Source organism: Azospirillum formosense (genome assembly GCF_040500525.1).
Classification (GTDB): domain Bacteria; phylum Pseudomonadota; class Alphaproteobacteria; order Azospirillales; family Azospirillaceae; genus Azospirillum; species Azospirillum formosense_A.
The window spans coordinates 49,024-72,766 of the sequence record NZ_CP159406.1 but is presented as its reverse complement, the minus strand read 5'-3'; the positions used below and the strand labels follow the sequence as shown (position 1 = coordinate 72,766).

The window sequence follows — 23,743 nt, the reverse complement described above, 5'->3', positions numbered from 1 at the left end:
CGAACCATTTCCGCTTTCACGCCCATGTCGTACGCCCTGTCGGGGGGCAAAACACCATTGGGTCGGCCGCCAGTTATAACTTGCCACCCCAGGGATGCTCACCTATGGTCCTATGCCGTGCGAAGTCGGACACATCCGCTGGGCACACTCAGCCTTTCACTGCCAGCCAGTCCCAATCCATGCCGATCATCGAGCTTCGTCCCGCGCGTCGCGTAAAGCCGGAAAGCACGTGGCTTCTCGCTCATCAGAGCAACACCACGTCCCAAGACGGCGAGGACGGGATCATTAAGGCGATCTTTTCCGTCGTCGGTCCCCGCAACCGGTGGTGTGTGGAAATCGGCGCCTGGGATGGCCGCAACCACAGCAACACCTGGCGGCTGGTTGCCGAGGAAGGGTGGAGCACGGTGCTGATCGAAGGGGAGCGGGCGCGCTTCGAGGATCTCCAGCGCAACCACGCTCCTCACGACGGGCGCGTCTTCGGCATCAACAGCTTCGCCGGGTTCACGCCCGGGAACACGCTGGACGATCTGTTGAAGCAAACGCCGATCCCGGCGGACCCCGACCTGATTGTCATCGACATCGATGGCAACGATTGGCACATGTGGCGAAGCCTGACCGAGCATCGGCCCGCCGTGCTGGTCATCGAGTTCAACCCGACCATCCCCAACGATGTCGTCTACATCCAGGACCTCAATCCGTCGGTCCAGCAGGGGTGCTCGTTGCGGGCGCTGATCGAACTGGGGAAGGAAAAGGGTTACGAGCTGGTCTGCGCGACCCGCTGGAACGCCTTCTTCGTTCGCAGCGATCTCTTCGGTCTCTTCAACATCGCCGACAACAGCATCGACGCGATGTACGAACCCGCGTTCGAAACCAAGATCTTCCAGATGTATGACGGCACGTTCGGCTTTGCCGGAAACATGCACATGCTGTGGCACAACATTCCCCTGTCACAGGAGGACTTCCAGGTTCTGCCTGTCCATTTGCGCCGTTTCCCTGGCTGAGGCGCGCCGCCGCGGCCCGTTCCAATCCATTCCCTTCCGGACCCCATGGCCCTTCCTCCCTACGCCCCCTACGCAAGTCGCCGGCCCGGCCGCATCCTGACCCTGGACGCGGACTCGGTGGGGTCGCTGCGAAACGCCCTGCGTGACGGAGGCTATGGCGGGTCGGTTCTGGTCTCTCCGGAAAGCGCCGCCAACGCCGAGGTCTGCCTGTCTTGGACCGTGGAGGCCGCCAACCCCGGCCTGTATGAGCTGTGGGCCCTCTACGCGGCCGAGGAATCGCGGCCGATGACGCTGCGCATCGGTGGCGTGGACGCGATGAGCGATCTCCTGTGGGAAACGACGGGCGGCTGGCACGAGACGGACGCCGTCTGGCGTCACCAAGGCGCCGTTGCGCTGCCGGGCGGCCGGGTGGACCTGTCGCTCCAGCGGATCGGCTGGATTCCATCCCTGGTCGGGCTGGCGCTGTTTCCCGTCGAAGGGGAGGCGGATGTGCCGTCCTGCGACGCCCGCCGGGTGCAGGAGGCCCGGATCGAGGCTCTTGCCGGTCGGCTGACCGGAGACGAGCGCATGGCGCTTGCCCGGGGGGTGGTCCCGACTTTGCGCCATCTGGTGACCATGGAGCGGCAGGAGGCGGACATCGCCGCCGTCATGAACGCCGTGCTGAGCGCTGTCCGGCGTGATGTGGAAACGCCGTCCCAGCGCCTGGGATTCGGCGGTCCGCTCAACGGACAGAAGCTGCGCCGCCGCATATTGCGCGATCTCGATGCCCTGCTGCATTTCGACGCCTTCATCGAAACCGGCGCCTACCGGGGCACGACGACCGAATTCCTGGCCCATCACGGGCGCCCGGTCTTTTCGTGCGAGCTGGACGAGGCCGCCTATTACGACAGCGTCATCCGCCTTTGCCATCTGCCGAACGTGTCCCTGTTCAACGGGGATTCGCGGGCTTTCCTGTCCGGCCTCCTGACCGACGGCTCCCCTCGGTTCCGGATGCCGCTGTTCTATCTGGACGCCCACTGGAACGACGACCTGCCGCTGGCCGACGAGGTGGAGCTGATCGCCGGGCGGTGCGGCGAGTTCGTCATCATGGTCGACGACTTCAAGCACCCGCTGCACGGCTACGCCTACGACGCTTATGAGAACGGGCTGGAGCTGACCCTGGAGTATCTGGCCCCACGGCTTCCGGCCGGGAGCGATCTGGTGCCTCTGATGCCCTGGATGCCGCCCCAGGCGGAATCGGGCGCCAAGCGGGGCACGCTGTTCCTCGTTCCCCGCGGTCTTTACGACCGTGTCCTTCGTCAGGTAAGCCTGCTCGAGCCGATTCCCCTGCCGGCGACCGGTCCTTCGGCCTGACCCGATCCGGTTTCCGGCCGGAACCGTATTGCCAAGCTCGCCAAGGGTCTCACGGACATGACTCCCCTTTCCCTCATGGCTTCGGTCGGGTTCACCCCCAAAGGCATCATGCATGTCGGCGCGCATCGCGGGGGGGATGTCGACCTCTATGCCGACGGCGGGGCCGAGACGGTCGTCTATGTCGAGCCGCTTTCCCAGCTCTTCGCCGATCTCGAAGCCAAGGCCTGGAGCAAGCCTGGCCACATTCCGGTCCAGGCCCTTTGCCTCGACGAGGCGGGGCGGGACGCGGTCCTGCATGTGGCCAGCGACGACGGCCGCTCGTCGAGCGTGATGCCCATGCCCGCACAGCCGGACGGGGCCGGCATCGTCTGCGTCGACCGGCTGGAGATGCGGGCGACCACCGTGGACCGGCTGGTGGAGGAGCGTTTCGCGGATCGGACCTTCGATCTTCTGGTCGTGGACACGCCGGGCGCCGTCATGCGTGTCCTGGGGGGCGCCCGATGGCTGATGCGCACGGTCGGCGGCGTCCTCCTGCGAACCGGCGCCGACGCGGTCGACGCGGCCGCGGCTGCCGACGCGTTCGCCCCGGCACGCCGTCATCTCGCCGGTTTCGGACTGGCTCTGCAATGGATGCGGGCGGAGCGTGACGGCGGGGCTTCCGCTTTCTTCGCGCGGGTGGCGCCGCCGCCGGAGCCCGACGAGAGGCCTCTGCGCAATGTGGCCCTCCACAAGCCCGCCGCGCAAAGCTCCGTGTCCCGCTGGTCGCGGACGAACGATCCGCAGGGCGCGGTCAACGGCATCCGGACCGGCGGTTTCGGGTTCCACACCGATCGCGAGGAGTCGCCCTGGTGGCAGGTGGATCTGCTCACGGTGGCCCGGATCGAGACGGTGGTCGTCTACAACCGCACCGACGTTCCTGAAACGATGGGACGGCTGCGCAGCCTGATGGTCCTGTCATCCCGGGACGGCCTCGTCTGGGACAGGCTGTATGTCCATGACGGCAGCCCGATCGGCGGTGTGGAGGGAGCACCCCTTCGCTTGTCCTGTCCGGGGGTGGAGGCCCGCTTCGTCCGTCTGCAGCTCCGGGAATGCGAGAATTTGCATGTGGACGAGGTGGAGGTTTGGGCCCGGGTTCCCTGAACCGCGGACGGCGATTGGTTCGGCCGCGGCGATGGGCAGGTTGACAAGCCGCCCGCGATTGCTGTTTTCAAACATCCGGCGGCGTCCTTCCGTCGCCGGTTCGGCCTCCGGCCGCGCCGCTTCGCCCACTCACCCGGTGCGCCGAACGCCATGAAGTTTTTCTCTTTGAACACCCGCAAGGTTCTCGACGCGTTTCCGACCCACACCGCCGACCTGCACGACGATGGGTGGAAGACGCTGGCGCTGGACGGCGGGGCCGAGACGGTTCTGCGCATCCGGCACGACGAGGAGCGCGGCTTCTCCGTCGCTCCCTGCGCGGATTACGACGGTGCCGCGCTCGACGCGCTCGGCGGCTTCAACCGCTTTCCCTATGAAAAGACGATGGTGCACAGCCTGCCGCCGTTGCGCCTGATCGTTCTGAACGACGCGACGGTGGCGGGCGACGCCTGTTGCGTGGTGGATGATGCGGGCACCCTGGTTCTGGAAAGCCTCTGGCCAGCCCTGCGCGACGCGCCGTTCCTGCATCTGGGCGGGCTGCCCAGCCTCCGGGCGCTTCGCGACGGTCCCGCGGACGGCGGCCTCGTGGAGGTCAGCGGGCCGACCGTGCTGCTGTGCCATCACTCCTGCAACAACTATTACCACTGGCATCAGGACGCCCTCGGCATCGTCACCTTCCTCAAGGAGGTCAATCTGCTGGACAGCGTCCGTCTGGCGGTTCCGACCCTGCGGCCATGGCAACGGCGCTCTCTGGAACTGCTCGGGGTCGGAGCCGACCGCCTCGTGGAGCTTGGCAACCGGCCGCACCGCTTCAGCCGCCTGATCGTGACGTCCATGACCTTCGAGCCGACCTGGTTTCCCGGGCGGTGGACCGCTTCCACCTACGCCGCCATCCTGGGCGCGCTCCGGGGCGGGGCGGAGCCGGAGGACCGGGCTGGCGGCGACCGGATCTATCTCAGCCGGCGCGACAGCGGCGCGCGCCTGCTGATCGAGGAGGGCGCCCTCATCGACCGCCTGTCCGCGGCGGGCTTCACCATTCTGGAAGCGTCGGCCCTGTCCTACGACCAGCAGGTCCTCGCCTTCGCGAAGGCCGGGTTCGTCGTCGGCAGCCATGGCGCCGGCCTGACGAATCTCGGCTTCTGCCGGCGCTCGACGGTCGTCCTGGAGCTGTTTCCGCATGGCTTCCTGAGCGCACCCCATTATTTCGTGCTGAGCCGTGCGCTGGGAATCGACTATCACATGCATGTCTCGCGCCTGGTCGGCGGAGGCAACACGCATGTGAGCTGGTCGCTCGACGTGGATCAGGCGATGGCCCGCGTGCATCATCTGCACCGGCAGGCGTTCGGCGCCGGACTGCCGGGGGGGAACGCGCCGGATCGCGCCTGGACGGGGCCGCTCCACATCGATTTCCGGGCCAACGCCATCGGCGGGACGCCGGCGTCCTTCACAGGCTTCAGCAACGCGGAAGACTGGGGCACCTGGATGGACGGAACCCTCGCCTCCATCACCTTCGATGCCCCGCTGCCCGAGCGGGTGCGGCTGTCCTGCGTGCTGTCCCTCTTCAAACCGGGGCTGTCGCAGGGCCTGCGGTTCCGGTTGGGCAATGAGCTGTTGCCCCTGGACGCCGATGGGTGTCTCGACAGGATCGACCTGACCTTTGAGAACCCGGATGGGGAGCGCGTGCTGTGGATCGAGGCGCCGGGCGCCTGTTCCCCGGCCAGCCAGGAGGCCGGCTCGGGCGACCACCGGATCCTGTCGGTTGGGTTCCAAAGAATGGATGTCTATGCCGATGCCCTGGCCGCGCCCCAGGTTGCGCCTCCGGCGGTGGAATGAGGCCGGCGGAACCCGGCGGAACGAGGCTGGTCGCATGACCGCCCATTCCGACCGGCGTTCCAAGGGGGATGGAGTCAGCCGAGAAGCCAGACGCTGAGGTAATCGACCCCGCCAACCTGCCCGGTCGTCGTGGTCAGGGCGGCCTGGGACTGGCCGCTCAGCGTGAGGCTTGCGTCGACCGCGCCGTCCCCGTTCAGGTCGATGTGCGCGGTCGCCCCCTGGAAGCCTGCAGCGCCTTCCATCTCCGACCAGCTCAGCGTTGAGACGCCGGCCTTCCAGCCCCAGATGGTGACCTGCTCTCCGGCCTCCAGATCCGTCACGGTGGACCACACCGGTTCGCCGCTGCGGCCATCCAGGAAGAAAATGTCGTTGCCGGCACCGCCGGTGAGGAAGTTGGAGCCGGTGCCGCCGTCGATCACGTCGTTTCCGGCTCCGCCATCGATCGCGTCGTTTCCGCCGTGTCCGCTGAAGAAATCGTTGCCGGCGCCGCCGTTGACGGCTTCGGAATCGTCGGTGCCGATCCATTGCCATTGCAGATTCTGCGCCGGACCGGCATAGGGAGCCGCCTCCTGCAGGATCTGCTGGCCGGACACGGTGTTCGTGACGGCGAAGAAGGTGTCGACCATGGTGCCCGGCCGGGCGTTCAGATTCAGCCCAAGGGTCAGGTCGCCGAACACCAGATGCTCGATGCTGTGCAGCAGCCTCGTGCCGTCGCTGCCGATGACGGTGACCGAGTCCGGACCGGTGTAGCGTATCTGGTAGTCGGCCGGCGTGCCGGTGAAGACGGCGGTGTCGATCCCTTCGCCGCCGTCGAGCGTGTCGTTCCCGGCTCCGCCGATCAGGATATCGTCGCCCGCGCCGCCCACCAGAAGATTGTCCAGATCGTTGCCGATCAGCGTGTCGTTTCCCGCGCCGCCCAGCGCGTTCTCGATCCAACTCCCCTCGGCGATGCCAAGGGTCTGCCTCTGGACGGTGAAGCCCGTCGTCCAGGCGGGACCCAGGTCGCTGTAGGAACCGGGGCGCAGGTCGATCCTGGCCGCGCTGGTCTGGTTCGACCAGTCGATGGTGTCCCGGCCGCCCGCGTCCCAGATCGTGCCGAGGATCGGTTCCCCCACCCCCCAGGAATAGCGCGTGTCCCCGGCGTTCGCGGTCGTGTTGGCGCCGTACAGATGCTGGATGGCCGTGATGTCGTTCATCATCGGCGTGTCGGGAAAGAGGCTTTGCCAGTATCCCTGCAAGGAGCTTCCCGGCCCTGACCGATAGCTCATCACGGTGTAGAGCTGCCAATCCGTGGCGGAGGGCATGACGGGAAAGTCCCCGAAGGACTCGTGCGAATGCTTCAGGCCGAGCGCGTGCCCGATCTCGTGCAGCGCCGTCATGTATTCGTACGTACCGGGAGCCCATGTCAGGCTCTGGTTCGAGAAGAAATTGCCGAACCAGATGTCGCCGGCCTCGGGAAGATCGACCGAGGGCAGGAGCGTATAGGCGGACGCCGGCAGATTGCTGCCGCAAAAGCGGAGATCGCCGCAGCTTTCCGCGTTGTCGGCGACTTCGACAAAGGTGATGTTCGCCACGGCGGACCAGGCGTGGAGGGCTTGCCGGATGGCCGCCTGAGCCGTGCCGGAGAGCGACCAGGCCTGCGATGGGTCCGAGGTGGCGTAGCCGTCCCGGTACACCGATGTTTCCGGCGACCCGAAGGAATAGGTCAGCGTGATGCCGTCACCGGGTTTCGCGTTTGCGCCCCACCGGTATCCCGTCATCAAAGAATCAATCGTAAGATTTCCGCTTGAGAAGACCTTGGATGTGGGAAGTGCCAATCCTGGAGCGCTCATGGTCTTTGACCAATAATATTGAAATCGCTCCCTAAAATTTCGGGAAAAACATCACCGACAACAATTCACGATTAGGAATTAGATTGATTTCAAAGGGCTAATTTAAAAAATGGGATTGTTAATTTCTTTGGATTGCCGTGCCTTGTGGAACCATTCAATGGAATGTTCCGCGTTCATTAAGAGAAATGGCGAACGGTGTAAGGGCTATCTTGATGACGTTGTTGCGGATGGGTTTCGGTAGGGCGGCTGGCGTCGGGGATGCCCGGATGATTATCTCGAACCCGCAGTCATCCGTTTGAAGCTAGCCGGACATTCCCGTTTCTTTTGCAAAAAGGGCGGATGGGGGTGTGCCGCCCACCACCTCGTCGGCATCGGTCGGGGCAGGGAGCCTCCGATGGAGGGTCGCTCCGGACGGGGCGACAGCCCAATCGGGGGCGGGTGGGGAAAAGACGGTCGATCCCTGCTTGCAAGCGGGCTTGCTTTTCAGGTTCCCCCGTCCTTGAGGTCGGCCGGCCTCACTTCTGGGCCCGTCCCGGCTTCTTCGTTTCGGAATGGATGGTCTGACATCCGTCCGTTTCCCCCCGAGCCCTCATCCCTGCTTGCAACTTTTCGTATTATAAATTATCTAAAAAGACAGCTTTAAGAAGGGGCTGCGGCAGTGGTTTCGGCAAACACCCGGCATCAACGCCGTCTTTTGTGGGGAATTCATTTATCGCAGACAACGCCCTTGGATTTTACTTGATGGTTTCGATTATCGCGGCGTGTTCGGCAGGGTTGCGTATAGAGCGGTGTGCCGGTGCGTCAAAACGCCGACCTCAACCGACGAGCACAGAATTGCAGCGCTGCTCGCTGGCTCGGACAATGTTTGACTCTGGAATGTCTCCCCTATTTCATCGGATACCGCTTGCGTGTCCCCCCTCGGTTGTGCTTATTCTCCCTCACTTTATGGGTAACCTGAATGGCCTGTGTCGGCCATACGACCGAGGAGCTTGCACAGTGAACTGCCGTTGTTGTGGGGGCGATCGTCTTGAACTGGTGCTCGATCTTCACCGGCAGCCTTGGGGGAACGATTTCATTCCCCAGACTGAAGATGTCCGGTCGGAAGCTTATCCTCTTGAACTCTTCTTCTGCCATGACTGCACCATGGTTCAGATCGGCTACACCGTGCCGAAGGAGAAGATGTTCGTCGATCACCGTTACGTTTCCGGCACCACCAAGTCCTTGACCCGCCATTTCGAGGAAGTGCGCGATCGCATCCTCGCCCGGGTGGATTTCGGCGCTGACGATTACGTCCTGGATGTCGGCGGCAACGACGGCACCTTCCTGTCCACCTTCCTGCCCAAGGGCGTGAAGGTGCTGAACGTTGATTCCGGTCGGCTGCAGGCGCAGCTGTCGGAAAAGGCGGGCGTGGCCTGCCTCAACGATTTCTTCAACGAGGAGACCGCGCTCAAGGTTCTGGAGGAGCGCGGTCCCGCCCGGGTCATCCACGGCTCCGGCGTCTTCTTCCATCTGGAGGAGCTGCACTCCGCCTTCGCCGGCATCAAGAAGCTGCTGGCCGAGGACGGCGTGGTCGTCGCGGAGTTCATCTATCTGCCGGGCATGGTCCGTTCCTGCGCCTTCGACCAGATCTACCATGAGCATCTGGTGTATTACACGGTGCAGTCCTTCAACGGGCTGCTGCGCCGGCATGGTCTGGAAATCACCGACGCGGAACTGGTGCCGATCCACGGCGGCAGCTGCATCGCCTACATCACGCATGCCGGAGCCCGGGCCAAGACCGACGCCCTGGAAGCCATCATCGCGGACGAGGTGGCCGGCGGTTTCGACACGATCGACGCCTACCGCGCCTTTGCCCGCCGGACCGAGGCGCTGCGCGACACCGTGCGCGCGCTGATCGGCGATGCGCACGCCAAGGGGCTGCGCATCCAGGCGCTCGGCGCCCCGGTCAAGGGCTCGACCATCATGAATTATTGCGGTTTCGACGAAACGCAGTTCGAATGCGCGGTCGAGATCAATGATCTGAAATGCGGGACGTGGTTCCCCGGCACGCGCATTCCGGTGCTGCACCAGAACGCGGTCGAGGCGCCGGATCTCTATTTCATGCTGTCCTGGAACTTCAAGGACGAGATCCTGGCGAAGCTTGCCGATTTCCGTGCGAAGGGCGGCAAGGTGCTGATCCCGGTTCCCGAGCCTCACATCGTCTGATTTGTGACCGCCGCCCCGGACCCGCGCTGTCCGGCGGCGGCACCCTTTGCGCGGTCGCTAGGAGCGTCTTCCCATGAGCAGAACGGTGATCGTCGTCGGCGCCAGCGGCTTCGTCGGGCGTCATCTCGTGGACGCGCTGGTGGCGCGCGGCCATCGCGCCATCGGCGTCAACCGGTCGGGCGCTCCGGTGCCCGGCTGTGAACGGACCGTCGCCTTCGACCGGCTGAGCGATCTCCCGTCCCTGCCCGGAGACACCGCGCTTTTCCATGTGGCGGCCTATCGCTACGACGCCCAGGCCTTCCAGACCGCCCAGTCGGACATTCTGGCGGTCAACAGCGCCTTGGCCAACCGGGTCTATGCCTTCTGCGTGGAGCGCGGCATCCGCGAGGTGCGGCTCGCCAGCAGCAGCGCGGTCTACCCGGCGAACGTGCCGGTCATGGATGACAGCCAGCCGGTGGACCTGAACGCGCCGCCCCACGCGGGCGAAGCTTTCTACGCCTGGTCCAAGCGCTGGAGCGAGACGGTGGCGCGCCTGCACGCCGAGCGTTTCGGCATCAGCACGGTGGCCTTCCGCCTGTCCAATCCCTACGGCGCCTATGACGCGACCGAGCTGTCCGCCGCCCATGTGGCGCCGGCCTTCGTCATCAAGGTGCTGTCGGACTCGCCGACCTTCGAGGTCCTGGGCAACCCGGCCGCCGTCGAACGGGACTTTATCTACGCCGGCGACGTGGCCGAGGTGTTCGTCCGCTCGCTCGACTGGTCGGGCCGCAGCGACGCCTTCAACCTGTGCACCGGCGCCACCGTCAGCCTGTTGACCCTGGCCGAAACCGTCCTGGCGGTGGCCGGCGTCGACAAGCCCATCGTTTCCACCGGCGGGAACGCCGGAGCCGGCGTGTCGGTCCGGCGCCTGACCGGCGAACGTCTGCGCGAGGCCTTCGGCGTCGTTCCCACCCCGCTGGCCGACGGACTGAAACCCACCATCGACTGGTACCGCCATGCCCTCGCCCGCAACGCCCATGCCGGTTGACCCGATGTCGACCGCGCCCGCACCGGTTGACCTGTCCGGGACGACGAGCCTGATCATCGGGGCCGACGGCTTTCTCGGCCGCAACCTGGCCCTCTATATGGACGCCCGCGGCTGGCGCCACGCCGACATCGGGCGTGCCGCGGGCGATCTGTCGGACTGGCCGACCGTCGCCCGCCTGTTCGAGGCGGCGCCGAAGGTCGAGCGCATCTTCCACGCCGTCACCCGGCAGCGCACCGGGCAGGTGCAATACGGCATCCAGGGCGAACTGCTGGCCATCAACGCCCGCGTTCACCTGAACGTTCTGGAGGCGTGGCGCCTCTATCAGCCGCAGGCCAAGCTGATCTCCACGGGCAGCTCCTGCGCCTACCCCGAACTGGACGAGCCGATCCGCGAGAGCGCCTATCAGGCGGGCCCCCTGCATCCGTCGGTGCGCGGCTACGGCCTGGCCAAGCAGGTCCTGGCGGTGGGGGCGCAGGCTTACGCGGAACAGTACGGGCTGTCCCATCTGCATTGCATTCTGGCGACCATGTACGGGCCGCACGACCATCTGGCGCCCGACCGCAGCCATTTCATGGGCGGCATGATCGACCGCGCGGCGCGCGAGAAGGCGGCGGGGGCGTCCAGCTTCACCGTCTGGGGCGCGCCGGACACGGTGCGCGAGCTGCTGTATGTGGAGGACCAGATCGAGGCGATCCTCGCAGCCGACGCCGCGTTCGCCAACGAACTGCTGAACTGCGCGGCGGACGCCCCGATCACCATCGACGAGGCGGCGCGGGGCATTCTGGCGGCGCTCGACTGGCCGGCGGAGATCGTCTACCCGCCCGACAGCTTCCGCGGGGCGTCCCGCAAGGTTCTCGACTCCTCCCGTTTCCTCGAGCGCACCGGATGGCGCCCCCGCATCGGTCTGATCGAGGGCATCCGCTCCACCCTCGCCGCACCCGCCCGCGCCTGATCCATCGGCCGGCCCCGCCCAAGGGGACCGTCATCCCAAGGAGATTGTCATGCTCACCACGGTCCGCTCGCCTCTGCGCATCAGCTTCTTCGGTGGCGGAACCGACTATCCGGAGTTCTTCGAGCGCCGGCACAGCACGGTCGTCGGCATGGCGATCAACAAATACATCTACATCAGCGCCCTGCGCCTCTCCTCGATCCTGGAATACCGCTACCGCGTCGCCTACTCGAAGCTGGAGAAGGTGGACGCCCTGGAGGAGATCGAGCATCCGGTGATCCGTACGGTCCTGGACATGTACAATTACCGGGAGCCGCTGGATATCAGCATCAGCTCGGATGTTCCGGCCAACACCGGGCTCGGCTCCTCCTCGGCCTTCACCGTCGGGTTCCTGAAGCTGATGGCGGAGATGCTGAGCCAGACCGTGACCAAGAGCGATCTGGCGCGCACCGCGGTCCATGTGGAGCGCGAACGGCTGGGCGAGGTCGTCGGCGTGCAGGACCAGCATCACGCCGCCTTTGGCGGCATCAACCGCTTCGACTTCTCCAAGAACCGCGTGAGCATTTCACCGGTGCAGATCAGCGGGCCGTCCCTGCAGGCGCTGTGCGACAGCATGATGCTGGTTTACACGGGCATCCGCCGCCACGCCTCGGCGACGCTCGACGAACAGATCCAGAAGACCAGGTCGCAGATCGTCGACAGCGAGCTGGAGACCATGCTGACGCTCGCCGAGGAATCGGTGAACGTGCTCGAGGGATGCCGTTCCGACAAGATCGTCAGCACGTTCGGTGCCCTGCTGCACGAAGGCTGGCAGGTCAAGAAGCGCCTGTCCAACAAGGTCTCTTCCGGCCCGATCGACGAGCTGTACGCCAAGGCCCTGGCCCAAGGCGCCACCGGCGGCAAGCTGAACGGGGCGGGCGCCGGCGGCTTCCTGCTGGTTCTGGTGCCGCCGGAGCGGCAGGCAAGCTTCATCGCGGCCATGCAGCCCCACGTCTGCATGCCGATCCGCATCGACACGCTGGGCGCCAAGATCATGCACAACTGAGCGTGCACCGAACAAAATCCGCCTGTCCTTAATCATTAATCACGAATATGGGTCGCCGGCCGGAACTCCGTGGGCAGCGATCAAATCAAGGAGATTTTCGGTGAAGATCCTTTTCGTTTCGAATGATATTTTCGATGCGGTCGGCGGCGGGCAGACGTTCTTCAAGAAGAGGATCGAGCAGGGCAGCGACCACTTCTATTATTACACCACCCGGCCAGTCGAGCAGCCATTCCCTCATGTGCATCCCGTGCCCATGACGGACCTGTACCGGTCCAAGCATGGCTCCTTCCGTTTCGCAGAGTCCGACTCCCAAACCAATCTGAAGCGTCTGGCCGGCAAGGAGCATGATTTCCTGAACATGATGGACATGGCGGCTTCCGTCGCCGGCCAGTCCTTCGACATCATCGAGATTCCCGACTATCTGCCCTTCGCCGCCTTTCTCCCGACCGCGCTGCGCTACCACAACGTCCATTACGAACGCGTCGTGCTGTCGATGCACGGCACCCTGTCGAACGTTCTGCGCGACAACTGGTCCGGCAGCGGCGTCGGCGATCTGTCGACGCTCATTGAATTCGAAAATCTCCTCTATAGGACCGCTGACATCCGCTACGGCATCAGCCGCCCCTACACGCAGGAGTGGATGGACCGGACCTCCCTGCCGGCGCAGATGGCCGACGTCAAGGGGATCTTCGATCTGAGGGAGTTCAGCCTTGGAACCACCTTCGACGGTGCCACGGCGCAGCCGGAGCGGCCGAACATCTCCTTCATCGGCCGTCACGAGAAATGCAAAGGCCCCGACATCTTCGTCGACATCTGTTCGCGGCTGTCGCGGAAGTCCTACAGCGACATTTCCCTGATCGGTCCGGAGGTGAACATCGGCGGGCACCGGTCGACCGATTACCTGAACCGGATGGCCTCGCTGCGTGATCTCGCCCTCACCTACGAGACACTGCCGCGCGACAAGCTGCTGCCGCGTTTCGAGACGTCGCGCATGATCGCGATGTTCCCGTCGCGCCTGGACACCTTCAACCTTGCCGCTCTGGAGGCGATCCTGAGCGGTTGCCCCACGGTGATCAGCACGGCTTGCGGCATCATCGATTACCTCGACAACGCGCTGCCCGGGCTGCCCTACATCAAGCTCGATCTCCGCGACATAGACGGGGTCTTCAACGCCCTTCAGGATCTGCTCGCCAACCACGACGCGCACCGCGACGCCTTGCGCGATTTCCTGGCCACCCACCAGCCGCGCTCCTACGGTCAGTCGCTGGACGAGATCTACGCGGTCGCGCCGAGCCGTGACAACGCCGCCGCCGGGCAGGTTCAGGCCCTGTTCGATGAGATGGTGCGGATGCTCGACCGCACGGTCAAGCAGGCCACCATCGATACGCTGAGCGCGAACCTGAACACCAACCTGAACAACATGGTGAAGGACTTCGCCGGTCAGGTCCACGCCGGGGCGTTGCTGAACATTTTCCAGCTCTCCAATGTTCAGGCCGGCCTGGAGAAGGACTACGAGACGCTGATCCAGCAGAATGGCCGTCTGCCGGCGCAGGCGGGCAGCGAGATGATCCAGCGGCTGCGTCCCTTCATCCACAGCGGCGACCGTGTGGCCGCCTATCGTCTGCTCGCCGCCATCGAGCGCGAGCGCGGCAACGATCTGCTGTACGCGACCTATTGGATCCGCGTCATGCGCCTTACCGGGCGGCAGCATCCGGTGGAACTCGGCAATGTCGTCGAGATCCTCGAGCGGAACGGCTTGGTCAAGGAGGCCAAGGCCGCCCGCCTGCTGTACGGCGGCGCCAGCAGCGACGAGATCCTGGCCCATCTGATGTCGGTCAAGGGGTCCTTCATGACTCCGCCGCCGAACGATCTGGAGGAGGTGCACGACTTCCGGCGGATCGAGCGGCCGAAGGCCAGCATCATCGTGTCCGTCTACAACGGCGCCGGGAAGATCCGCAATTTCCTGCGGGGCCTTGGACGTCTGACCGCGGCCACCAAGGCGAGCGTCGAACTGGTCTTCGTGGACAGCGCGTCGGTCGATGACACGCGCAACGTGATCCTCCAGGAAGTCCGCCGTTCCCAGCAGGAAGGCTGGGGGCTGAGCACCCTGTATGTCCGCTCCCGCAAGCGGGAAACCATCCAGCGGGCCTGGAACCGCGGCATCACCCAGGCTCGCGGCGAGTATCTGTCTTTCCTCGGCGTCGACGAGATGAACACGCCCGACGCCTTCGACATCATGATGGACTATCTGGACCGCAACACCGCGGTCGATTGGGTGCAGGGCAACACGGTCGTGACCGAAGTGGACGAGGCCGGTGCCTTCGTGCGCGACATCATGCCGTACCGGCGCGTCTTCTATTCGCAGGACATGCATTATCTCGACTGCTGCTACATCGGCTATGTCGGGGCCATGTACCGCCGGTCGATCCATGACCGTCTGGGGTATTACGACGACAGCTTCCGCGGCGCCGGCGACGTCGAGTTCAAGAACCGCGTTCTGCCCTGGGTCCGCGTGAAGACGCTCAACCGCAACCTGGGTGTCTTCCTCAACTACCCCGAGGAACGGGCCACCGAAAGCCCGATCGCGGAGTTGGAGGATCTGTCCGCATGGTACCTGCACCGCAGCCTGGGCGGTGTCCGTTACGCCTACGGCGAGCGGGACGTGATGGATGCCATCAAGCTGTTCCACAAGACGCTGTCCTATCGGAAGTCCTACATGGACCTCGATTGCACGGACATAGAGCTGGCCAACAATCTGGCGGAATATGTCCGGCAGAAGTTCCCTCACGAATTCGGCCGGATCAGTCGCTACGTTCCGGGCGTGCACGGCATCCTGACCTGCTACCGGGAACTCGATGAAATCAACAAGCCTTTGGGCCGCAAGGGCTTGCCGGGGATTCACGAGCGGGCGGGCACCGTGGAGTCGCTGGTCTTCATGATGACGACCATGATGCGCATGCATCGGGCCATCGGCAGCAACGTCTGCTACGCCTTCGGAAACGACAACCGGAGCCACCAGCACCATTCCATATGGGCCAGCGTCCAGCGCCGGATCACGCTCGAACCGACGTTGCGCCTGGCGGATCTGGCTGGATCACAGGACTTGGCGGAGGTGGTCAGCTCCTGTGGCGCCGCCAACGACGACGCGGACTTCGAGCGCGCCTGGGCAACCGGCAAGCTCGATCAGCTCAAGCGGCTGTTCGAATGCAAGCAGATCGCTGTTCTGCTGCCGACGTTGGGGGGGCAGGCTCCTGCCGCGGTTGCCGGCTTCATCACCAATCCGGGCAAGCACGCCGTGCCGGACGACCCCGCCTTCACCATGCTGGTCGTCGGCGATGCCGACGAGGCGGTCCGTAAGGCCGCTGGTCCGCGTGTGTTCTTCTCCGGTTCCGTGAAGACCGTCCGGCCCCTCTATGCGGTCGCCAAAGTCGTGGCTTTCCCCTTCTTCGGCTCCGGTGCCGCCGAAGCGGTGGGACCCTTCTGCCAGGCTTTGCTCTTCGGCAAGCCCGTCCTCGCAACATCGTCCGTCGTCGCGGCTACCCAGGCGATCCTGCCCGGACTGGACCTGTCGGCGGTGATCACGTGCGATGATCCGGTGACGTTCGGCCGTGAACTGGCCAAGCTGGTCGGCAACGCCGACATCCGGCAGGCCGCCGCGGCCCGCATCCAGCCGATCCGGGGCGCCCTGGCGCACCGCTCGGAAGTCCATATCCTCGACGGTCGCCCGGGCCATTCGACATGGAATGGCGGCTTGTCCGAGTGGACCGCCGACATCGGCATGATCAACCGGTCGATTCGTCAGATGGTCGATGGCGAAGGTGGCTCCGCTGACCACGGGCGGAACATGCTGGAGGCCGTCTTCCATGAGAAGCCGGCGTTGCGGCCGGTTGTCGCCGAGCTTCTGGATGCCTTGTTCGTCAGCCGGACGGCTCCGATCCTGGACACCGCTCAACCGGTGTTCAAGAAGATGAAGCGGAGCCCGGCGGAGCTGGGACTTGAGCCGCTGCTGGCCCGGTTCGGAGTCCGCTGAACGGATCAGGCCATCGGTACTGAAACAGCCCTGGGGACGCGTGGCCGCTTCCCCAGGCCGTGGGAGCATCCGGGAAAGCAGTCGGCGGTTGGGCGGGGCATGACGCCGACAGGGATCCGGTTTGTGCGGTGCTCCGGCGATGCCTGGGAAGCTCTGCCGCTGGCGGTTCCGGCGAGCGCCGGCCTTTTTCTCCGCCTTTCACCACAGCGCCGACAACCTCATCCGCTGGAGCCAAATCCGGAAATGGCCCTGACAAGCGCTTTGAGGCCGACGAAACGTGCCTGCCGGTCGGAAAAGCGGCGTGCTTTGGAAGCGAGCCACTGATTCCGGCCGAAGTGGTGGAGGGATGTAGGGGAGCCTGCGCGATATGGGCTCAAGGCGCCCCTCAAGCCGGATCAGGCATCGCCCACCTTGCCGGCAAGGTGGGCGATGCCTGATTCACGGCGCGGCGCTTTGCAAACTGACGCTGCGGATGGACAACGCCAGGGTGGTGGGGTGCATCGGCTTCAGCCGGTGCTCGAAGCTGATTTACCGCGGCGTCCCGTTGCCGCTGGCTTCGACCCCAACGTCCACCTTGCGTCACGCAAGAGGGAAGGTTGCGCTCGCATCAGCCCGCAAGCCTTCGAGAGCATGCCACATCGACCGGCAAAGCTCCTCGCGATGCACCCAGCCGTTCACCGTGCCATTCTTCCCCAAGTCCTTGCGCAGAAAAGCATAAGCCTTTTCCAGTTCCGCGATTTGCGCTTCGTAAGGCATCAGGATGTCAGGCAACCCCTCCTGCAGGCGAGACGGCTTCCGATTGTTCTCAATGATGTATTGGTCCGTCTTCAGTGGCGCTGGGCTCAGACCCATTGCCCCGTTTAAATCTTCGAGGAGTGCAATATCGATATCCTCAAGAAAGACAAACGGCGCCCTCTTCATGCTTCCATGAAGAGAAAGCTGGAACTGCAAGGATTTGATCCACGTGTTTTTGAGCGTTCCGAAATCGGCCCCTGGAAACATTTTCTTCATAGAGTAAATGCCTTCGGCAGGTCGCCGAACGGTCAATATATAGAATCCTTCAAAGAAATACTCATTGAAGAAATCGAACCCTCTTTGCTCGACGCTGTTCCAATAGGATTCGCCATGAGGACCGAAGGCCAGCTTCGTTCCAAAGTTTGCATACCTTTGGCTGATCTCGTAATAATAATCAAACCAAAAGCCATCGCTGCCGCCCCATTCAGGCAAGTAATAGCCCTTCGTGCGGGTTTTACCCAATGACGCCCAGTGAGAATTATACCAAGTTCGATAATTGCATCCTTGGCTTTCAAAAAATGGATTGTCTTCACACGCTAAGAACACATCTTTGAATTCATTCAGGTAATTGAACATCAGAGTTGTCCCGGAGCGTGCGCAGCCGATTACGCCGATGAAGCGATGGGATTCGCCCTGAAAGTATTGCTTGATTTGACGGCCAAACATTTGGGATCCTTCCAAAAAACACAGCTTAGGGTGGGGTGGTCGGGTGGACTATTTTTCGTTACATACCTTTTATCTCCAGGATCAGATCCACCCCTCGCTGCGGCGATATCGCATCACCATAATTTCAAAACAGCAATAACACAATCGTAGAGCGCATAACCTTGATCTATATTAGTAGTTTTTAAATATCACAGCGAATACACAAAAATCATTTCTGAGTCTTCAGAGCTGCGAAAACACTGAAATCATTGAGTCAGCTGTCAATGCATATTGAAGAGATGAATATAGCATAATTCAGTAATAAATCATAGGATTCATTTGCTGCTTAAGCGCGTGGCGCCTTAAGGAATCAGCTCGCTTTGGTTGAAAATGGCGGGCAAGGGATGATGAGAAAAGTCCCTGGATATTCCTCTTTGGCGCGATGGTGAGGCCTGTGCGCGCAAGCGGCGGCGCTTCCGCATGGATGCCACCCTTGACGGGAAAGGTGACATCCGGGCCGAGCCCTTCTTCCTTCGCGTCGTTGGGGCGCTCTGGTTGGGCGGGTGCCGTCCGTTCTCCGCTCGACGCTGGGTGTGTCGCTCGCCGCGCCATCGTCGCCCTGGCGATGCGTGCATCAGATTGACCGAAAGCGTGGCCGTCGACTTTGCCGTCCTCCGGACCGGTCCGTGAACCACCGCCCGGGGCGGTTTACAGAAAGCTGTCTTCCTACAGTCTTTCGATGCAACACCGCCATCCCTATGGTCGCCGCGGCAACGGCGCCGGACGCCATGATACCCTACGGAAGGTTAGCTTCCGTCACTGGACAAGTCGCTGTCACGTGGATCGGCTTGGAAGCTGGCGTAGCGTGGTCTTTGCCCTTTGCCGTTCCGGCTGCTGTTGTCGGGTGGTTCGTGCGAAAAGCTGGATTCCAGGGGGGCGACGCCCTGCTTGGCCCCGTTTTGCAGACCGGTTCATGTGAAAAGTTCCCCGTCGGGGCGCGAGGAATCGTCTCATGTCGTTGAAAAGCCGACGTTCTCCAGGAAGACAGATTGAGACGCGATCCGCCCGAGGGCTGTTCTTTGTCTGATGTCCCGCCGGTCGGGGCGGCCGGCGCCGCTTGGCATCTTGTCTCGTGCCGGCTGACGGCTCCGGTCCATCAGCGGAGCGCACGGCGGCCCACAACGCCAAGATATTTTACCAAACGGCCGTTACGTGACGTTTGCATGTTTGGTAAAATGCCCCAGGCGGACGCCTGATGAGGGTGTCCGAAGTTCAATCGGGTGAAGTTTGGCGGCGTGCACCGTTTCCGGACCGCTGGCTGGGAGAGGTCCATGGCGCTGATCGGGTACGCCCGCGTGTCGACCGACGAGCAAACCACCGACCCGCAGCTCGATGCGCTGAAGGCGGCCGGTTGCTCAACGATTTACCGGGAGCATGGGTCCGGCGGCGACCGGTCGCGCCCGGAGCTGAAGCGTGCCATCGCGCGCTGCCGCGCCGGCGACGTGCTGGTCGTCGTGCGCATCGACCGGCTGGCCCGTTCGCTCGCCCACCTCCTGGAGATCATTGAGGCGCTCGACACCCAAGGGGCGGGCTTCCGCTCGCTGGGCGATCCCATCGACACCACCAGCCCGCAGGGCCGCTTCACCTTGCAGATCCTCGGCGCGGTGGCCGAGTTCGAACGCGCGCTCATTCGCGAGCGCACCAAGGCCGGGCTGAAGGCCGCCAGGGACCGTGGCCGCATCGGCGGCAATCCGGGCTTGCGCTTCCGGTCCGTGTCGGCGGTGCGCGCCGTCAACGACGCCCGCGAGGCGCGACGCGACGCCGATGTGCTGCGGGTGGCCGACGACATCCTGCCTCACGTCCGCGCGATGCGGCCCGGCTATTCCTGGGCGATCGTGGCCCGCAGCTTGGATAGAAATGGTTCGCGGCGCCCCGACGGTGGCCCGTGGACCGGGGCGGCCCTGGCGCGCGCCGTGCGGCGCCTCGCGCGCGACGGGTTCGTGGACGATCGGGTGCTGGAGCGTACGCCGCGGCGGCGGGACAGCGACGATCTCGTCACCTTGGTCGCTTCGGCGGTGAAGACGCTGGACAACCCAACCCTGACCAACATTGCCCGGCATCTTGAAGAGCTGCATTGCCGGACGCCCCGTGGCGAAACGCGCTGGTCGGTCTCGTCGGTGCAGAACCTGTTGGGTCAGGCCGTCGCACAGGGTCTTCTGGAAGACCGGCCGCTTCCTTCACCGGAAGCGCCCCGTCGGCGTGGCCGCCCACCCAAATCGCTCAGAGGCCTGCAAAACACCCCATAACAGCGACAGTCAATGCGCATGGTCGGCGGATTACCACCGCCCCCCAGCGCTACGCAGGCCACAGCCTGACTTCCGGCTTCGTCACCACTGCGGCGATCGACAGCAAGGTGAACGGCACGCGTACCATCGACAATTTCCCAAGCAATGCGTTGTGTGTGTTGAAGCCGACCAGCCGGTGTGCGGAAGGCTTCCGGCCGCCGCCGTCTCTCCTGGTCGAGGATTGCCTGGAGCGCTTCACGGCTGTAGTGCGTGGTCACGAACCGGCCAGCCGTAGCCGCGACTTGCCCGATCACCTGCCGCATCACGATCTCACGCTGGAGCCGTCCGGGCTGGAGTTCGGCATCGGGGTCCGCCCTTGCTGTGGCGGGGCTTTGCATGATGCCGGCGAGACGGTGGCCCGGATGATCGACTGTCTGCGCGACGTCCGGGAGCCGTCTCGCCGACCCGCTCCTGTGGAATTGGAAGCCGGCCGTCAACGCCTGGTCCGGTGCGGTCAAGCCCCGCTTACGCATCAACGACTTTGCGGCGACAATCATGAAAGGAATCGCGCCTCGCGGCGGGCGGTGATCAGTTCGATTGCGGCGGTGTGAGCTGATGTGGTGGACGGCCCCGCCATCACATCAGCCCAGACCGGCCGCATCACGTGAACGAGTTCGCGTCAGGCGTCGAGCGCCCCCGCCAGCACACCGGGTGGTGTTCCATTGTCGCTCGCCGGAGACTTGATGCGCTCATACAGGGCTGCGTAATCCAGCCCTTGGGGCGTGCCGGGGTAATCGGAGCCCGCGAGCATCAGCGTCAGCGTGGCGAGCGGTCGATGGCCGGCCCGGCGGACGGATTCGTCGAGATAGCCGGCCAGCACCACTTGGGCGGCCTGTTGCTGGCGGTTATGGTCGACGCTGTAGATGTGCCAGTAGCGGGCGTCGATGCCGAAGTCGGTCGGGATGCTCTTGATCAAAGCCATGGCTCAACCTCAGGAAATGGTGGGAATTTTGCGCAGCGCGCCCGAGGCGTCGCGGATCGCGATCCAACCGGTCACCGGCTGGTCGGAGCAGGCGCTCCATGTGCCGAAGCGCAGCAGTCCGGTGCCCTTGGGTGTCAAGGCAAGGTCGATGTTGTCATCGCCTCCGAAGGCCGACAGTTCGGGTGGGTTGCCGGCGCTGTTCGACGCCGCCCTCAGATAATTGATGGACGTTCCCGAGTAGGCGAACAGGGTCAGGCAGCGCTGCCCGCGGACATTCAGGCCGATGTAGGAGCTTACTCCGGCGCCTTTGCTATGGATCAGCAATGGGATGTCGGCATCAGCCCCCTGCGTGCCGATGGTCGGTGCCCAGCCTGACGGTGCTCCGGTGATCTCGAGCCGGTTGACGCCGCCGATCATCGGGATGACGCGCAACGCTTCCGATTCAAAACTTCCCGTCGCGCTGTTGCGCTGTCCGACCGCCACGGTCGCGCCGGGAGCGCCATAGATCTGCATCTGTGTGCCCGTTACGCCGAAGCCGTAGCGATTCGACCCGTCATCGAACAGGTGCAGCCGGTCGACCGCACTGCCGGAACCGAGCGACAGGCGCGCCACCGGAGCGCCATTGTCGGGGCCCACGACCACGTGTCCCTGAGCAGTCGCGCGCAGGCATTGGACGCCGCCCGTCACCAAGGCAAGGCTATCAGGAGCCGGCCGGCACAGGCCGGTGTCAGAATCCCCCGCATAGGTCAAGGATGGCGCGGCGATGGTCCCCGCTGGAATGGTGACCACGCCCGAGAATTCCGGATTGGCGCGTGGCGCCATGGTTTGTGGATTGGCCGTGGTCAGGAAGTGATAGGATTCCATGGCATCACCCATAGAAGGCGAGGGTGGTCACGCAGTCCATCGGCGCGACCAGACCGACAGTGGTGAAGCCGTCGACCCGCCGCGCGGCTGGGTTCAACTCCGGAGCGGTTCCATCGAGAATATCGCCTGTCGGCAGGGATGGCGCGCTGCCATATCGGACGAAAACATTGCCCGTTGCGCTGAGCAGCATGACGCGCGCGCCCGCCGGAACCGTCACGCTCTTGGAAACTCCGGCGGTCAGGACCAGCATCATGAGAGTGTCTGACGGAGGAATGATGCTGGTATTTTTTCCCATACTATCCGAGGTGACCATAAACCCTTTCATCGTGCACACCTCCTAAAGCGGGTTTTGAATCAGCAGCCAAGCCCGTCGCGTCGGAGAGCAGGCCGCGTCTTCACACCAGCCTGCATAAAGGAGGAAAGTCCTTTTATCAAGATAAAAAGGAATTAAATCAGTTTTTCCGTTATCATGACATAGGCGGCCGCATGGCAGGGTGCGGCAGGCCATCACGGGGCCTGGGGGAGCTGTCTGCGGGCCGCTTCCAGAATGAATCATCGCTTGGCCAACAACATCATGATGTTGGCCGCTTGACACCTTTGTATAAAGATTTTAGAGAGGAGCACGAAGTTATTTATGGTCTTATTTTTCAACGTTCATATTTATGATTTCAGACATTTCTGTAAATTAAGTGCCCTAAACGCCTATTTAAGATCTTCGATCTCTCACTAGAAGAGGATCTCTATTCCGTAATAATTTTTTCTAACATTAATACACGAAGCATTTGATTTATCAACCTTTTGGTGTCATCGTGATTATTAATTAATGATTTTCTCATAAGAGAGTGTATATTGTTTGCCTGCGCCGTTTGTCACAACCGGTTGGATGTTGTATGCTAATGAACATACTGTCGTCGAAAACAATTTTCGTGTGCACTATGCTTTGAAAAATTTCTTTTGTGCTATTGAAAGCTTGATGCTTAACATGGACATATCGCATCAAAGCGATGTTACAATAGAAGGATCAACTTAAAAAATGAGCGATACAAATAAAATAAACAGTTATCAGCACGTTTCCCATGGTCGGAACGAGCTTATCATATGGTTCGGTGGTATTGGAGAGCCGTTTCTGAATTCGAATTTCATACATGCGTGCGAGACGGATGCACTTTTTTTAGTTGATGTTGCCTGTGACTGGTATATGGGGGGATTGTCTGGCGTTTCCTCCTCTTATGCAGAAACAGCTGAATGGATTGAGCTATTAATTGAAAAGCATAAATATTCAAAAGTATTCCTTGGCGGGCAATCTTCGGGGGGTTATGCAGCTCTGCACACCGCAGCGCTTTTGAAAAAGGCTTCCGGTGTTACCGCCCTTGCGCCACAAACGCGCAATCTTGAAAATTTTAAAAAGATGATGATGCCCGGAGTTCCAATTGCAGACTTGTCAAAAATTTATAACGATTCGATGAATTTCCCGGTGCATCTGCATATTGCCCGTTCTGAACGTTTGCACATGGAGGAATTTTTCTGGGATGATTGGAATCAAGTTGATTGGTTGTTGGAGCGCTCTCATGTCATGGTGACACGCTATCCGTCTGACCGCCATCCAGTCTCTCTGGATATGTATCGACATGGAATATTTTATCAGACCGTCATCAACGATGTTCAAATGTTTCGGTCTTATCAATAATCTGAGCCATGGAATCCTCATGAATGCGATTAGCATTCATTAGAATGGCCGGCGATAGTGTTGTATCTTGAGA

At 62.7% G+C, this 23,743-nt stretch carries 17 protein-coding genes and 2 pseudogenes; 13 read left to right on the top strand and 6 right to left on the bottom strand.

Annotated elements, in window-relative coordinates; all coding sequences use genetic code 11:
• Positions 1 to 179 precede the first annotated feature (179 nt).
• The 4 genes from ABVN73_RS27415 to ABVN73_RS27400 all read left to right on the top strand — a co-directional run bounded on the left by ABVN73_RS27415 (position 180) and on the right by ABVN73_RS27400 (position 5,324).
• The gene (locus ABVN73_RS27415; RefSeq protein WP_353862035.1) at positions 180 to 1,001 is read left to right on the top strand and encodes a hypothetical protein; all 822 of its coding nucleotides are present in this window, start codon (positions 180 to 182) and stop codon (positions 999 to 1,001) included.
• A 45-nt stretch (positions 1,002 to 1,046) separates the two neighbouring features.
• Positions 1,047 to 2,354, top strand: a complete 1,308-nt coding sequence (locus tag ABVN73_RS27410; protein WP_353862034.1) for a hypothetical protein — start codon at positions 1,047 to 1,049, stop codon at positions 2,352 to 2,354.
• A gap of 108 nt (positions 2,355 to 2,462) precedes the next feature.
• Positions 2,463 to 3,494, top strand: coding sequence for a discoidin domain-containing protein (locus ABVN73_RS27405; protein WP_353862033.1), 1,032 nt, complete (start codon positions 2,463 to 2,465; stop codon positions 3,492 to 3,494).
• A 150-nt stretch (positions 3,495 to 3,644) separates the two neighbouring features.
• On the top strand, positions 3,645 to 5,324 hold the full coding sequence (locus ABVN73_RS27400; protein ID WP_353862032.1) for a glycosyltransferase 61 family protein: 1,680 nt from the start codon (positions 3,645 to 3,647) through the stop codon (positions 5,322 to 5,324).
• 74 nt (positions 5,325 to 5,398) lie between these two features.
• Here the strand turns inward: ABVN73_RS27400 and ABVN73_RS27395 are convergent, their stop codons facing one another.
• Complete coding sequence (locus ABVN73_RS27395) at positions 5,399 to 7,084, bottom strand: M10 family metallopeptidase C-terminal domain-containing protein (RefSeq protein ID WP_353862031.1); 1,686 nt, start codon at positions 7,082 to 7,084, stop codon at positions 5,399 to 5,401.
• Positions 7,085 to 7,897: 813 nt separating this feature from the next.
• On the opposite strand from ABVN73_RS27395, the pseudogene ABVN73_RS27390 reads away from it, so the two are divergent.
• From ABVN73_RS27390 to ABVN73_RS27370, 5 genes and pseudogenes are all read left to right on the top strand, one after another.
• Positions 7,898 to 8,281, top strand: a pseudogene (locus tag ABVN73_RS27390) (hypothetical protein); the annotation flags it as partial.
• A gap of 18 nt (positions 8,282 to 8,299) precedes the next feature.
• Complete coding sequence (locus ABVN73_RS27385) at positions 8,300 to 9,361, top strand: class I SAM-dependent methyltransferase (RefSeq protein WP_353862048.1); 1,062 nt, start codon at positions 8,300 to 8,302, stop codon at positions 9,359 to 9,361.
• A 73-nt stretch (positions 9,362 to 9,434) separates the two neighbouring features.
• Positions 9,435 to 10,388, top strand: a complete 954-nt coding sequence (locus ABVN73_RS27380) for an NAD(P)-dependent oxidoreductase (RefSeq protein WP_353862030.1) — start codon at positions 9,435 to 9,437, stop codon at positions 10,386 to 10,388.
• Between the two features lie 4 nt (positions 10,389 to 10,392).
• On the top strand, positions 10,393 to 11,340 hold the full coding sequence (locus tag ABVN73_RS27375) for an NAD-dependent epimerase/dehydratase family protein (RefSeq protein ID WP_353862029.1): 948 nt from the start codon (positions 10,393 to 10,395) through the stop codon (positions 11,338 to 11,340).
• Positions 11,341 to 11,389: 49 nt separating this feature from the next.
• Entirely contained in the window at positions 11,390 to 12,382 is a 993-nt protein-coding gene (locus ABVN73_RS27370; protein WP_353862028.1) for a kinase, read from the top strand.
• Positions 12,383 to 12,467: 85 nt separating this feature from the next.
• Here ABVN73_RS27370 and ABVN73_RS27365 read toward each other — a convergent pair whose 3' ends face one another.
• On the bottom strand, positions 12,468 to 12,620 hold the full coding sequence (locus ABVN73_RS27365; RefSeq protein WP_353862027.1) for a hypothetical protein: 153 nt from the start codon (positions 12,618 to 12,620) through the stop codon (positions 12,468 to 12,470).
• A 15-nt stretch (positions 12,621 to 12,635) separates the two neighbouring features.
• Here ABVN73_RS27365 and ABVN73_RS27360 point away from each other — a divergent pair, with 15 nt between their 5' ends.
• Entirely contained in the window at positions 12,636 to 16,412 is a 3,777-nt protein-coding gene (locus ABVN73_RS27360; protein WP_353862026.1) for a glycosyltransferase, read from the top strand.
• A 579-nt stretch (positions 16,413 to 16,991) separates the two neighbouring features.
• On the opposite strand, the gene ABVN73_RS27355 is transcribed toward ABVN73_RS27360, so the two are convergent.
• Entirely contained in the window at positions 16,992 to 17,873 is an 882-nt protein-coding gene (locus ABVN73_RS27355) for a hypothetical protein (protein ID WP_353862025.1), read from the bottom strand.
• A 1,310-nt stretch (positions 17,874 to 19,183) separates the two neighbouring features.
• Here ABVN73_RS27355 and ABVN73_RS27350 point away from each other — a divergent pair.
• Positions 19,184 to 20,158, top strand: coding sequence for a recombinase family protein (locus ABVN73_RS27350; protein WP_353862024.1), 975 nt, complete (start codon positions 19,184 to 19,186; stop codon positions 20,156 to 20,158).
• 257 nt (positions 20,159 to 20,415) lie between these two features.
• Positions 20,416 to 20,568: pseudogene (locus tag ABVN73_RS27345) on the top strand (IS66 family transposase); the annotation flags it as partial.
• 248 nt (positions 20,569 to 20,816) lie between these two features.
• Here ABVN73_RS27345 and ABVN73_RS27340 read toward each other — a convergent pair.
• The 3 genes from ABVN73_RS27340 to ABVN73_RS27330 are packed head-to-tail and all read right to left on the bottom strand — an operon-like array spanning position 20,817 to position 22,308.
• Complete coding sequence (locus ABVN73_RS27340; RefSeq protein WP_353862023.1) at positions 20,817 to 21,119, bottom strand: hypothetical protein; 303 nt, start codon at positions 21,117 to 21,119, stop codon at positions 20,817 to 20,819.
• A gap of 9 nt (positions 21,120 to 21,128) precedes the next feature.
• Positions 21,129 to 21,983 carry a hypothetical protein gene (locus ABVN73_RS27335; protein ID WP_353862022.1) on the bottom strand — a complete coding sequence of 285 codons (855 nt, stop codon included), beginning with the start codon at positions 21,981 to 21,983 and terminating at the stop codon, positions 21,129 to 21,131.
• 4 nt (positions 21,984 to 21,987) lie between these two features.
• Complete coding sequence (locus ABVN73_RS27330) at positions 21,988 to 22,308, bottom strand: NAD/NADP transhydrogenase alpha subunit-like protein (protein ID WP_353862021.1); 321 nt, start codon at positions 22,306 to 22,308, stop codon at positions 21,988 to 21,990.
• A gap of 708 nt (positions 22,309 to 23,016) precedes the next feature.
• Between ABVN73_RS27330 and ABVN73_RS27325 the strand changes: the two genes are divergently transcribed.
• The gene (locus ABVN73_RS27325) at positions 23,017 to 23,670 is read left to right on the top strand and encodes a hypothetical protein (RefSeq protein ID WP_353862020.1); all 654 of its coding nucleotides are present in this window, start codon (positions 23,017 to 23,019) and stop codon (positions 23,668 to 23,670) included.
• The last annotated feature ends 73 nt before the right edge of the window (positions 23,671 to 23,743 follow it).